General features: G+C 63.8%; 13 protein-coding genes. 6 read left to right on the top strand and 7 right to left on the bottom strand.

Features of this window, described 5'->3' with window-relative positions; genetic code table 11:
* The 3 genes from K678_RS17710 to K678_RS09455 all read right to left on the bottom strand — a co-directional run.
* Positions 1–379 (bottom strand): thermonuclease family protein (locus K678_RS17710; protein ID WP_021132236.1); only part of this gene is annotated, 379 nt, incomplete at its 3' end.
* Positions 376–1467: a helix-turn-helix domain-containing protein gene (locus K678_RS09460; protein WP_196802562.1), complete on the bottom strand. Its 1092-nt coding sequence runs from the start codon at positions 1465–1467 to the stop codon at positions 376–378. The genes K678_RS17710 and K678_RS09460, both read right to left, overlap by 4 nt.
* A 332-nt stretch (positions 1468–1799) precedes the next feature.
* Positions 1800–2663: an AraC family transcriptional regulator gene (locus K678_RS09455; RefSeq protein ID WP_021132234.1), complete on the bottom strand. Its 864-nt coding sequence runs from the start codon at positions 2661–2663 to the stop codon at positions 1800–1802.
* 112 nt (positions 2664–2775) lie between these two features.
* On the opposite strand from K678_RS09455, the gene K678_RS09450 reads away from it, so the two are divergent.
* Positions 2776–3558: a class I SAM-dependent methyltransferase gene (locus K678_RS09450; protein WP_021132233.1), complete on the top strand. Its 783-nt coding sequence runs from the start codon at positions 2776–2778 to the stop codon at positions 3556–3558.
* Between the two features lie 74 nt (positions 3559–3632).
* On the opposite strand, the gene cobJ is transcribed toward K678_RS09450, so the two are convergent.
* Genes cobJ through K678_RS09435 form a run of 3 tightly spaced genes read right to left on the bottom strand, consistent with a single transcriptional unit; the run spans position 3633 to position 6192 of the window.
* Positions 3633–4832, bottom strand: coding sequence for a precorrin-3B C(17)-methyltransferase (gene cobJ / locus K678_RS19505; protein WP_021132232.1), 1200 nt, complete (start codon positions 4830–4832; stop codon positions 3633–3635).
* Positions 4832–5566 carry a precorrin-2 C(20)-methyltransferase gene (locus tag K678_RS09440; protein WP_021132231.1) on the bottom strand — a complete coding sequence of 245 codons (735 nt, stop codon included), beginning with the start codon at positions 5564–5566 and terminating at the stop codon, positions 4832–4834. The genes cobJ and K678_RS09440 overlap by 1 nt, the downstream gene beginning before the upstream one ends.
* The gene (locus K678_RS09435; protein WP_021132230.1) at positions 5566–6192 is read right to left on the bottom strand and encodes a precorrin-8X methylmutase; all 627 of its coding nucleotides are present in this window, start codon (positions 6190–6192) and stop codon (positions 5566–5568) included. Before K678_RS09435 ends, K678_RS09440 begins: the two co-directional genes overlap by 1 nt.
* Positions 6193–6377: 185 nt before the next feature.
* Between K678_RS09435 and K678_RS09430 the strand changes: the two genes are divergently transcribed.
* Together K678_RS09430 and K678_RS18630 are read left to right on the top strand one after the other, a co-directional pair.
* Complete coding sequence (locus K678_RS09430; RefSeq protein WP_021132229.1) at positions 6378–7586, top strand: bifunctional cobalt-precorrin-7 (C(5))-methyltransferase/cobalt-precorrin-6B (C(15))-methyltransferase; 1209 nt, start codon at positions 6378–6380, stop codon at positions 7584–7586.
* 319 nt (positions 7587–7905) lie between these two features.
* Positions 7906–8751: an AbiJ-NTD4 domain-containing protein gene (locus K678_RS18630; RefSeq protein ID WP_039852653.1), complete on the top strand. Its 846-nt coding sequence runs from the start codon at positions 7906–7908 to the stop codon at positions 8749–8751.
* Between the two features lie 225 nt (positions 8752–8976).
* Here K678_RS18630 and K678_RS09420 read toward each other — a convergent pair whose 3' ends face one another.
* Positions 8977–10212: a Coenzyme F420 hydrogenase/dehydrogenase, beta subunit C-terminal domain gene (locus K678_RS09420; protein WP_021132228.1), complete on the bottom strand. Its 1236-nt coding sequence runs from the start codon at positions 10210–10212 to the stop codon at positions 8977–8979.
* 161 nt (positions 10213–10373) lie between these two features.
* On the opposite strand from K678_RS09420, the gene hisG reads away from it, so the two are divergent.
* Genes hisG through K678_RS09405 form a run of 3 tightly spaced genes read left to right on the top strand, consistent with a single transcriptional unit; the run spans position 10374 to position 12810 of the window.
* Positions 10374–11039 carry an ATP phosphoribosyltransferase gene (hisG, locus tag K678_RS09415; protein ID WP_021132227.1) on the top strand — a complete coding sequence of 222 codons (666 nt, stop codon included), beginning with the start codon at positions 10374–10376 and terminating at the stop codon, positions 11037–11039.
* Entirely contained in the window at positions 11036–12337 is a 1302-nt protein-coding gene (hisD, locus tag K678_RS09410; RefSeq protein ID WP_155804512.1) for a histidinol dehydrogenase, read from the top strand. Before hisG ends, hisD begins: the two co-directional genes overlap by 4 nt.
* Positions 12337–12810: a UPF0262 family protein gene (locus K678_RS09405; RefSeq protein WP_021132225.1), complete on the top strand. Its 474-nt coding sequence runs from the start codon at positions 12337–12339 to the stop codon at positions 12808–12810. The genes hisD and K678_RS09405 overlap by 1 nt, the downstream gene beginning before the upstream one ends.

Below are 12810 nucleotides of genomic sequence, written 5' to 3'. Positions count from 1 at the left end.
CAAGCCCCGCCTCGATCATTTGGGCGGCAAGGTCGCGGCCGTCGGCGAGGGTCACTCTCGCCAGCAAGCGGCCATAGCGGTCCCGACCGAAATCGGCCAAACCCACGCGGCTTCCGCGCGGCAGCAGCGAGCGGGCGAGCGCGGTTGCCTGACGGGCTTTGACCCGCTCGGCTTCGCAGTGGGCCTTTGGCCCTTTCTCGGGAGTATCGAAGTGCCGCGCCCGCACCGGCTCACCCTCGGGGGCTCCGGCATGGCTGATCTGGACGGTGTCGCCATCGATCACCCACTGAACCCGACCGACGCCGGGTGAATCCGCCCAAACGAGGCCGGAAAAAATGCCGTGCGCGAGGACGAGGGAAAGCAGAGCGATCGTCTTCAATTGAACCTTCCTTCGCGCTTGGCGCGGTCGGCGGTTTCGTGGAAGGCGCGGGCCAGACCCTCGGCCGGATTCATCGTCCGGTCGCCGGGGCTCTTTTTCAGGATGCCCGCGAGGTATTTGGTCCGGTCATGGATGCCGTCACGCTCCAGCGCCAACAGCAGGGCCAGGGCGGCGTTGATGCCATGGTTGGCGACGGCCCATTTCCACAGGCTGGGCCGCAGGTCGGCGAAGCGCTTGTCCTTGAGGTGCCCGATCAGGTCGAGAATTTGCCCATGCGTGGCCTTGGCCGGGTGATCGACCCCGAAGTGTTTCCGCAAGGTCCAGCGGAAGGCGCTGGAATATTTCGACAGGTGCTCGACGATCGCGGGATGGGACAGGTTGGCCCAATCCTTGCGCCACCCCACTGAAGAGCAAATGTCGCGCAGCGACGCCGAGTCGGGCGCAGAGCGACCGATATGCATTGTTTCGGGCGGCGACCAGCCGCCCTCCGTATTTTCTTCTCCGTCCTTATCCACAAACGGGGCGACGGTCGTACAATCTCTCCGAGATGGAGAGTCCTCGTTCTTGTATACTGGGGTGGAAAATAGTTCACCCTGACCTGGATTTTTATCCGCGTCACCAACCGCGTCTTCGCAGACCTTCCGGGCGTCGAGAGTGGCCCGGTAATCGTCCAGATCCTGATGAATCGCGTCGAGGTGGGACCGCAGGTCCGCCAGCAGAAAGAAGGTCGGGGCCATGTCGATCCCGCCCGCGCCATGGCGGCGGTTACGATGTGTGTATTCCCGGATGCAGGCTCCGACCGCTTCCAGGGCGCGCAGCAACCGAGGAACGTAGCTCGGGTCGATCCCCAGCATTGAGCCGATCAACTGGTTGCTCGGCCACGCCACGGGCTGACCGGCGACCCAATCGCGCAAGTTCGTGAACGAGAGCAGCACGTCCCACAAATGTATGTGGGTGGAATTGAGCTTCTTCTCTTCTCCGGTTTCCTCATCGAAGTAGGTCAGGCACCGCCCGGCGCGGACCACCAATGTCCTGATTTCGCTGATGGAGGGGAACTCCCGCCCCTCAGCCCGATATCGGTCAACCACCTGCGGGAATGTCTCTCCCCGCTCTGAGATCAATCGAAAGTTTGCGGCGCGCTTTGCTCGGCCGCTTGGAATCTCGCAAACACTCATCGCCCCTCCAGCGGAGGGCGTGGATCACGACAGTATAAAAAAGGACAAGCCGACCCGTTCGGAAAACACATGGTTTTCCGTTGACACTACAACATGCCTTGCGGTAAGAAAGGAGTTGCAACACGTCTTTCTTACTGACACGGCAGGCCGTTAATCCTCTGGGTTAGCGGCCTTTTCGCTTATGTCATTAGTCTTCCACGCCTCATCAATGCATGAGAGACCTTGCGGATGCCAAGCCCTGTATGCTATCCAGACAGGGATTCGACGGGCAAATTTTGCTGGCGATCCGGTCCGATCCGTGCAGCTTGGCATAACCGGCGGCGATAGCGGCCAGGGCTTTCCCCGGCGATCTGGGCAAAGGCCTTGGAAAAGGCGCTGAGGCTGGCGAACCCCACGTCTTCCGCCACTTCGGCGATCGAGATCGCGGGATCGCCCAGCCGCGCCATCGCCCCCAGCAACCGGCTGTGGTGGAGATAGTCTTTCCAGCTCATCCCCACCTCGTCGGCGAAGCGGCGGCGCAGCGTCCGCACCGACAGGGCCGCCGCATCCGCCGCCCCGGCGATATCGGCCTTGGCCAGATGGAATTGGGCATAATCCATCGCCCGCGCCAGGGCCGGGCTGCGCGCGACCGGAAGATGAAACGGCATTTCCGCCTCGGTCCAGTCGCGGCACAGCAGGGCAAGGGTGCGGAAATACGACTCGGCCAGCGGATCGGATGGCGTGCCCGGCGGCCACCGGGTCGCAAAGCCGATCATTTCCCGCATCAACGGCGATGCCGCCAGAATCCGTAACCCCACTCCCTCCGGACATTCGGGGAGGTCGGCGCGGAAAAAGACCGAACAGGACTCGACGTCATCAATCGCGGTGCGGTGGCTCAGTCCCGCTGGAATCCACGCCGCGCGCTGGGGCGGCAGCAAAAAGCGCCGCTCGCTCGTCTCCAGATGGACCACCCCGCGTACCGCGTAAAGAAGCTGGTGGCCGGTGTGGGCATGCCAGTCATAAGCGACGTGGCGGGCCGCGTCGACGAAGGCAAACGCCACCGCGTCCGACCCATCCAGCCGATTGTCGGCGATCCGCCGCCGCGTTGCCTCTGCCCCCAGAGTCTCCATCCGATCCCGCCTTTCGCGCCTTGGCCGCTGAGAGCGTTATTTTGGCCCTTGGCGGTTAACCGGCCAAGTCGGAAGAGTGTTATCCCTGGTGGATCGGAACGAGGATCCAGAGATGACCCAGCAAGACCCATCGCACATCGCCACCACGATCGATCAGTTTACCCGCCAATCGGCCGCCTTTGCCGCCTTGCCGATTCACTCCGACGCCGAAGCCATGGCGCTGGCGTTTCGCTGTGCCGGGCTGTCGGGCGAGGATCACGTTCTTGATGTCGCCTGTGGTCCCGGTCTGGTCGCCTGTGCGGCGGCGGCAACCGCCCGCCACGTCGATGGAATCGACCTGACCCCGGCGATGATCGCCTCGGCCCAGGCGCGTCAGGCCGAAAAGGGACTGAGCAATCTCGGCTGGCATACCGGCAATGTCGCCGCGCTGCCCTGGCCCGAGGATCGGTTCGATCTAGTGCTGTGCCGCTATGCCGTCCATCATTTCGCCCGGCCCGAACAGGTGCTGGCCGAGATGGCGCGGGTATGCCGTCCGGGCGGCCGGGTGATGGTGATCGACGCCACCCCGGACGAGGCATCGGCCACCGGGTTTGACGAGATCGAGCGGCTGCGTGATCCGTCCCATACCCATGCCCTGCCCCGCGCCACGCTGATGCGGATGGGCTGCGACCTTGGCCTGACCCGGCTTGACGGGGCCAGCTATGAGCTTGAGGTCGGGCTGGAGGATCAGCTTGCCGCCTCGGCGTGCGAGGCCGACGCGGCCCAGATGATCCGCGAGCGTCTGACCGCCGATGCCAGAGAAGGGTCGGACCGCCATGGCTTCGCCGCCCGGTGCGACGACACGGGCGAGGTACGGATGCGCTATCCGATTTCGATCCTGGTCTGGCGGGTGTAACACTCACGGCACGCATTAACCGTCGGCTCCTTGTGGAGCCGACGGTTAATTCATATGGGGAAACCCGATCGCGATCAGTCCGGGCTGACCCCGTACCAGCGCGGGGTATAGACCCATGACCCGCCGCCATGGCGGGGGAACGAGCGGGTGGTCGAGGACCCGACGATCACCACCGTCCGCATATCGACCATATCGGGGCGAAGCTCGCCCAGGGTGACAACGGAAATCCGCTCGCCGGGGCGGCCGACATCGCGGCCCAGCACCACCGGGGTCGCATCGGCACGGTGACGACGCAGCAAATCCAGCGCCTCGCCCAACTGCCATGGCCGGGCGACCGAGATCGGGTTATAGAGCGCCAGCACCAGATCGGCGGTCGCGGCATGGTCCAGCCGGTCAAGGATCACCGGCCACGGCTTCAGATTGTCCGACAGCGAGATCGTGCAGAAATCGTGTCCCAGCGGCGCTCCGGCCCGCGCCGCCGCCGCCTGGGCAGCGGAAATGCCGGGCAGGATCACCAGTTCGACATCGCTGTGCCAGGATGGCTCGTCCGACAGATGCAGCGCTTCCAGCACCGCACTCGCCATCGCGAAAATGCCGGGATCGCCCGACGACACCACCACGACATCCTCGCCCCCGGCGGCCAAGGCAAACGCATGACGGGCGCGGTCCATTTCGACCCGATTGTCCGAGGCATGGATGATCTGATCCGGGCGGAACGGCCCGGCCATCCGAACATAGGTTTCATAGCCGATGATGTGGCGGGCGCGGCGCAATTCCTCGCGCACTTCGGGGGCCATCAGCCCGCTGGTGCCCGGCCCCAGACCGATCACCGCCAGCCGCCCGCGCTGACGCGGTGCGGACGGGCGGCACTGCACCTCGTCCTCTTCGGGCGACGTGAAGGCAGGCACGGTGCCCAGCGAGGCACCGACGATCCGCGACAACGCGACCGCACCCCGGCGCAAGCCCAGCAGCGGCACCACCGCGCTACCATCCTCGGCCACCGCCAGCACCGGCGGTTCGGCCAGCCCGTCGCCCAGCAGCGGCCCCAGCGCGCGGATCACCGTTCCGGCAGCGCAGAGCGCGATGATCGGCACATCGCGGCGATAGAGATCGCGCAACGCGGCCTCGATCGAATCGTGGCGGATCTCCGCGTCTTCGACCGGCCCGGCCAGACCGCGAATCGCCGCATCGGGGCAACCGGCCCGAATGCGTCGGGCGGTTTCCAGCCCTTCCGGACCAAGACAAAGAATGGCTGGGGCCAGCACCGACTCCATTACGCCTCCCACCGAGGACCGGGAACCAGGATCATCGCGAAATAGGGTACCGTATCGGGGTCGACACCCGCCAGAGGTTCTATCCGCTGATTTTCCATCGTTGCCCGCTCGACATAGAGGGCGCGGTCGAGCAAGCCAAGCTCGGTCACCACCTTGCGCGCCTTGGTGAAGTTGGTGCCCAGCTTCATGATCGCGGCGGCCTCGGTATCGCCCAGGCGGCGCTTCAGCTCTTCTTCGGGCAGCACCCCGGACAGCACGGTCAGGGTCTGGTTGCGATAAACCAACGGCGCGCCCAGCACCGAGGCGCAGGCCAGCATCGAACAGACCCCCGGCACCACTTCGGTCTCGTAGCGGTGGGCCAGACGGTCGTGCAGATACATGAACGAGCCGTAGAAGAACGGGTCGCCCTCGCAGATCGCGGCAACGTCGCGCCCGGCATCGAGATGGGCCGCAACCTCTTCGGCGGATTCGTCATAAAACGCCCGCATCGCCGTTTCGTAATTGAACGGCGGCGGCATTTTCTCGGTAGTCACCGGATAGATCATCGGCAACAGAATCTGCGACGGGTCGAGATGGGCCTCGACGATCGTCAACGCATTGCCCTTGCGGCCCTTCGCCGCCGGATAGGCCACCACCTGAGATTCGCGCAGACGCCGCAGCGCCTTTAACGTGATCAGTTCAGGATCGCCGGGACCAACCCCCAGACCGAACAGACGTCCCTTTGCCTCCGACATTATTCTTGCTCCGAGGCCAGCGCGTTGATTGCCGCCGCCACCATCGCGCTGCCGCCACGACGGCCGCGCACCACCACGAACGGAACGCCCCGGCTGTTTTCGGCCAGCGCATCCTTGGATTCGGCCGCACCGACATAGCCGACGGGAATGCCCAGGATCAGCGCCGGCTTGGGCGCGCCTTCGTCGATCATTTCCAACAGGTGGAACAACGCCGTCGGCGCGTTGCCGACCGCGACGATCGCGCCGCCCAGACGGGGCCGCCACAATTCCAGCGCCGCCGCCGACCGGGTGGTGCCCATTGCCTTGGCCAGTTCGGGAACCTTGGGATCGTTCAAGGTACAGATCACGTCGTTATTGGCGGGCAGACGGGCGCGGGTGATCCCCTCGGCCACCATCTTGCAATCGCACAGGATCGGCGCGCCAGCCAGCAGAGCGGCGCGACCGGAGGCACCGGCCCCTTCGGAAAAGCGCAGATCGTCAACGATGTCGGGCATCCCGCAGGAATGAGCGACGCGAACCGCCAGCTTTTCCAGATCGGCGGGAATACGAGACAGATCGGCTTCAGCCCGGATAATGGCGAAGGACTGACGATAGATGTCTTGGGCGTCGCGGGTATAGTCGACCATCATGCTCCTGGACTTTAACAAAAGGCGCTGTTTGTTCCCTTTTTGGCCCCAAGGAGCCCTGGCGGTGGCGCACTCATACACCAAACGAGGGGGCCGATGAAAGATACAGTCTGCGCCGCTTGCCGCCACCGGGGGGCATGGCGTATCACCGCCCGGCAAACGCGGAACGAGGAAAGGCCGACACGATGCCCGCATGGCTGACGATAGTGGGATTGGGAGAAGACGGCCCGGCCGGGCTGGGAGAGGCGGCACGCGCCGCCATCGCCTCGGCCTCCCTGCTGATCGGCGGACGGCGTCACCTCGACCTTGTCGCCCTCCAGCCGGGACAGAACCGGGTGGATTGGCCCAGCCCGTTCGACACCGCAATTGATCTGGTGCTGTCGCAGCGCGGCCAAAATGTCTGCGTGTTGGCCAGCGGCGATCCGATGCTGTACGGGATCGGGGCCTCGCTCGCCCGGCGGATTGATCCCACCGAAATGCGGGTGTTGTCCGCCCCCTCCTCGCCGTCGCTGGCGGCGGCCCGGCTCGGCTGGCCGCTCCAGGACGTCACCCTGGTCAGCGTCACCGGCCGCCCCGTCGAGTTGCTGCATCCCCACCTCGTCCCCGGCGCCAAAATCCTGGTTCTGTCGGCCGACGGCACCAGCCCCGCTACCCTGGCGGCGCTGCTGACCCGGCGAGGCTTTGGCGACAGCCGCTTCGTCGTGTTCGAGCATCTGGGCGGCCCGCGTGAGCGCCGGATCGAAACCAGCGCCGCCGCCTGGGGCGACCAGCCCGCCGCCGACCTGAACCTGATCGCGATCGAGTGCCGCGCCGCCCCCGACGCAACAGTGTGGTCGCGGCTGGCCGGTCTGCCCGACGAGGCCTATGCCACCGACGGCCAATTGACCAAGCGCGACATCCGCGCCGTCACCCTGGCCCGGCTTGCTCCGCTGCCCGGCGAGTTGCTGTGGGATGTCGGCGGCGGCAGCGGCTCGATCGGGATCGAATGGATGCGCACCCACCCCGCCTGCCGCGCCATCGCAATCGAATCCGACCCCGAGCGGCAGCAGACGATTGCCGCCAACGCCGCCGCCCTGGGCGTGCCGAGCCTGCGGATCGTCGCCGGTCGCGCCCCCGCCGCGCTCGCCGGCCTTGAGTCGCCCGACGCGGTGTTCATCGGCGGCGGCCTCACCGTCGAAGGTGTCGTCGAAACCTGCTGGGAGGCGCTGAAACCGGGCGGCCGCCTCGTCGCCAACGCGGTCACGGTCCAGACCGAAACCGCCCTGGTGTCCTGGCGCGACCGCTTCGGCGGCAGCCTGACCCGCCTATCGGTCGCCCAGGCCGAGCCGCTCGGCCGCTTCGATACCTGGAGAACCGCCTTGCCGGTGACACTCTGGGTCGCGGTGAAGGGATAGGGGGGGCCTTCCGCTACGCGACCGGGCTATCGCCCGGACCCATTTGGAGGCAAAAGCCTCCAAACCTCCTAATTTTTGTAATATCAAGAAAATGGAGGGTTCGGGAATGTCATAGTTTGAAATTCAGGTATGCGCTCATCATTGCCGTTCAACAAATCGGCATCGCTTCTCAATAGCGGATTTTGCCCTAATTCAGCGCGTTGTCTTGGAGGGGCTGGAGTGGGTAGAGGTTTATGAGCCGAGGACACCTATCAGGATTGACACCAAAGACGCCCGCACGCACTCTTGCATAATTCGTTGCTGGACAGGTTGTGGAAAAATGAGGTTTGCTGAAAGGTACGGCTTCCGACCAGCCAAAGAATTCATTCAATTGAATGACATGGACAGCGCTCTTCGAAATAGACTCTGGAACTTACTTACTAGAGAAATTTTATATGATAATTATATAGACCTAAGACAATCACCATCGATGAGAAATATTGTTAGAATTATCTGGGGTTCATATTTTAAATATCCAACGGATACTATTGGGGTTTTTTGGGGTGGAGCTTCAAAAAACGATCCAAGAAATATAATTAGGAACTGGTTTTACGATTCACCATGGCACGATGTGTATGATTTTGTTGAGTTCTGTGTTGACGATTTGATTTCTGATCTAAGAAGAAAAGATGCATTTGAAAATAAATGCAATATCATACTCGAATCGGAACTATCCGGATTCAGAATGATTGGCTGTAAATTTTTAAAAATTACATCTGAAATTGAACTAGATGCAGTAGATTCTGCTCAGTCCGCCACGGGGCGATTTGAACCAGTAGCCATCCATATCAGATCATCTTTAGGCCATTTGGCTAGGCGCGCAGATCCAGATTACCGGAATTCGATCAAAGAGGCCATCAGTGCCGTTGAAGCGGCATGCTGTATCATCACGGGGAACGCCAACGCAAGCCTTGGCTTAGCTCTCAAACAAATGGAGAGGGATGGCTTTCAATTGCACTCGGCTCAAAAAGATGCATTCAATAAGTTATATGGCTACACAAGCGACGCTGACGGAATACGGCACGCTTTGCTTGAGGAAGAGTCGTTAACGCATGAAGATGCGCAGTTTATGCTAATTACTTGCTCAGCCTTCATTAACTACCTTATAGCAATGGCGAAACTTTAAGGAGAGCGCAAGATTCGCCCTTCTCGGTCCTGCTGTAATGACGGGTATTGAGCCGGATTTTGCCGAAGCTCATGGATATGCTGTCATATCCTTTACTCCGTCACATGTTCAAAACCCGACCTTCCCCTTCCGGCCCAACTGAGACACGACCGGAGGGTTCGGGAGGCAAGCCTCCCGATCGGGGGATTGGGGGCGGACAGCCCCCAAATCTTGAACCGCGAAGCCTTACGCCCCGCCGCGCTCTCCCTCGGCGGGGGTCAAGCCATAGGGCTCGACCAGGGTCCAGACATGGGCGGGGATCATCGCCGCCATGCGCTTGGGCTGCTGAAGGCGCAGGTGGATCACCGATTCCGCCGCTTTCATCTCCAGCCGGGCGCGGGCGAGTTCCAGCCCACGGGGACCGACCTTCGGCATCAGCCAGGCGACGATCGGGCGCGCCCAATCCGGCATCCCCCGCATCGGCAGACCGCCCGCCGCGCGTTCGGTGTTCTTGATGAAGCCCGCGACCGAGCCGTTCCGCTTTCCGGCGCTGGTGGGTTCGGTCAGGCGGACCTCGTCGCCCAGCAGCGACAAGATTTCCTCGCCGGTCTGATTGCGGACAAGCAGCCATTGCTCGCCCCGCCCCGCCATGTAGCCGACGGTCAGATCGGCTAGTGAATTGACGTAATCGACGCAGGTGCGACAGGTCAGCGGGAAGAAATCGGACGGCAGCCTCGAGATCGGCAGCTTCAGGAACGGGATTTCCTTGTTCGGGCCGTCGCTGAAACGCATCTCGACATGATAATCGGCGCGGAATTCGAGATAGGTGACGCGGTCGGGGCGATCGGTCAGCAGCGCCAGGAAGTCGTGGAACCTCTCGGTGGTGGTGTTGTCAGAACAGGGAATGCCGATCACGTACAGCCGCTCGAAGCCCAATTCCGGCTCCAGCACCCGCAGCGGATGGATCTGACAGGGCACCCCGATCACGGCGAGACGGCGATAGCCCTGTTGCCGCGCCGGTTCCAGCCCGGCCAGCAGCGGGGCATAGCCCATCCGCATCCCCCGGCACGAGGCCATCCCTTCGGGCTTGGTCACCAACACCGGCATCGGCCGCCACGAATCCTTGGGGTCGGCCACCATCGTCAGCACCGCATCGACCTTGCCGCTTTCCAGCAGCCGCTCGGCCAGCCGGGTGGTGATCCCGGTCCATTGCGCCCCCGGCTTAGGCTTCTTCAGCGCCGCCTGCCACATCTTGCGGAACGGGCCGAAATGCAGCTCGTCAGGACGGGACGGATCGCGGGTGCGGCCGTGGATGCGGGCTTCAAGCCCGGCATGGTCGGGATGGATGAACTGACAGGCGCGGGAACAGGCGCGGGGATCGGCGGAACGCGACACCCCGCAATCGGTACAGAGCGGGCGGGCGGCGGCCTCGGCATAAGGCGGCGCCCAGACCGGCGCGCTGGCTTGGTCGATCGTGGTCATATCCCCCCTGCTCTTTGGCCGTTCCAGGAAGCGGCGGAGTGTAGCCGAGCCTCTGGCCCGACGCCAGAGCAGCGGAACAAAACGCATCATAAGGTAGCACCGCCCGCCGAAACCTTGTAGAAATCGAGCCCCGCCAGGATCGAATTTTCGGAAGACGTATCGTGCTCCAGCAAGACAAATTGGTGATCGCCCTGCCCAAAGGCAGGATTCTCGACGAGGCGATGCCTCTGGTCCGCGCCGCCGGGATCGAACCCGAAGCCGCGTTCGACGATCCCCATTCCCGGCTGTTGCGCTTTACCACCAACCATCCCCACATCGATATCATCAGGGTGCGTTCGTTCGACGTCGCGACCTTTGTCGCGTTCGGCGCGGCGCACCTGGGAATTGCCGGGAACGATGTGCTGATGGAATTTTCTTATCCTGAAATTTACGCCCCGCTCGATCTGGGCATCGGTGGCTGCCGCCTGTCGGTGGCCGAGCCGGACGATATCGCCGCGACCGACGATCCCGGCCGCTGGAGCCATGTCCGCATCGCCACCAAATATCCCGAAATCACCCGTCGCCATTTCGCCCGGCGCGGCGTCCAGGCCGAATGCGTCAAGCTGAACGGCGCGATGGAACTGGCCCCCACCCTGGGCCTGTGTTCGCGGATCGTCGATCTGGTATCGTCGGGCGCGACGCTGAAAGCCAACGGGCTGAAGGAAGTCGAAGTGATCGCCCAGGTCACCAGCCGTTTGATCGTCAATCGCGCCGCGCTGAAGACCCGACCGGATGAAATGTCCGGCTGGATCGAATCCTTCCGCCGCGCCCGGGGAGCCCAAGCCTGATGCGGACTCTTGCCTCCACCGATCCGGATTTCGAAGCCGCGTTCGCCGCTCTGCTCGACATGAAGCGCGAGACGGACGAGGACGTCGATGCCCAGGTCGCCGCGATCCTGGCCGACGTCCGCCGTCGTGGCGATGCCGCCCTGATCGAATACACCGCCCGGTTCGACCGGCTGGAACTGAACGCCGCTGGTCTGGCGATCGGCTCCGATGAAGTCGATGCCGCCTGCGCCAGTTGCGACCCCGATCTGCTGGCGGCGCTGGAACTGGCCGCCGCCCGCATCCGCGCCTTCCACCACCGTCAGGTGCCGAGCGACGATCACTTCGTTGACGAGGCCGGGGTACGGCTCGGCCTGCGCTGGACCGCGGTCCAGGCTGCTGGTCTGTACGTGCCGGGCGGCACCGCCGCCTATCCCTCCTCGGTGTTGATGAACGCGATTCCGGCCAAGGCGGCCGGGGTCGAGCGGCTGGTGATGGTGGTGCCCTCGCCGGGGGGACGGCTGAACCCGCTGGTTCTGGCCGCTGCCCGCATCGCCGGGATCGACGAGATTTACCGCGTCGGCGGAGCCCAGGCGGTTGGCGCGCTGGCCTATGGCACCGCCACCATCCGCCCGGTCGATAAGATCGTGGGACCGGGCAACGCCTATGTCGCCGCCGCCAAGCGGCGGGTGTTCGGCACGGTCGGCATCGACATGATCGCCGGGCCGTCGGAGATTCTGGTCGTCGCCGATAACGGCAACGATCCCGGCTGGATCGCCGCCGATCTGCTCAGTCAGGCCGAGCACGACACCGCCGCCCAGAGCATCCTGATCACCGACGATGCCGACTTCGGCCGCCGCGTCGCCCAGGCGGTGGACTCGCATCTGAAAACCCTGTCGCGCGCCGCCATCGCGCGGGACAGTTGGGACCGTCATGGCGCGGTGATCGTGGTGCCGACCCTGGCCGATTCGCTGCCGCTGATCGACCGGATTGCGCCCGAGCATCTTGAACTCGCGGTGGCCGAGCCGGAAGCCTTGGCGGCGCGGGTGCGCAATGCCGGGGCGATCTTCCTGGGCCGCTACACCCCGGAAGCGGTGGGCGATTATGTCGGCGGGCCGAACCATGTGTTGCCGACGGCGCGCTCGGCGCGGTTCTCGTCGGGCCTGGGCGTGCTCGACTTCATGAAGCGGACCACCCTCTTGGGCTGTGACGCCGCTTCGCTGCGGGCGATCGGCCCGGCGGCGGTGCGGCTGGCCGAGGCCGAAGGGCTGGGGGCACACGGATTGTCAGTTGGAATCAGGCTCAATATCGGGACGGAGTAATGCCAGACCGCCAGCGGTTGATCGACATCCGCCTGGACGACAAAACCCTGGTCCGCCGTTCGGCCGAGGTCGAGCACGAACGCGCCGTCGCGATCTATGACCTGATCGAGGAAAACAGCTTCGCACCAGAGGGGGACTTTGCCGGTCCCTATCTGCTGCGGCTGCGGCTGGAAGACAACCGGCTGATTTTCGACATCCGCAACGGGACCGACGCCCCGCTGACCGAAGTGGGCCTGCCGCTGACGGCGTTCCAGTCGCTGGTGAAGGATTATTTCCTGGTGTGCGAAAGCTATTACGCCGCGATCCGCACCGCACCGCCCTCGAAGATCGAGGCGATCGACCAGGGCCGCCGCGCCCTCCATGACGAGGGGGCAACCTTGCTGCTCCAGCGTCTCAAAGGGCGGATCGCGCTTGATTTCGCGACGGCGCGGCGGCTGTTTACCCTGATCTGCATCCTTCATGTGCGGGGATAA

The sequence above is a fragment of the Magnetospirillum fulvum MGU-K5 genome, from assembly GCF_000442515.1.
Taxonomy (GTDB): Bacteria; Pseudomonadota; Alphaproteobacteria; order Rhodospirillales; family Magnetospirillaceae; genus Phaeospirillum; species Phaeospirillum fulvum_B.
Note: the sequence above shows the minus strand (reverse complement) of the source record. Positions and strands in the feature narration are given on the sequence as shown.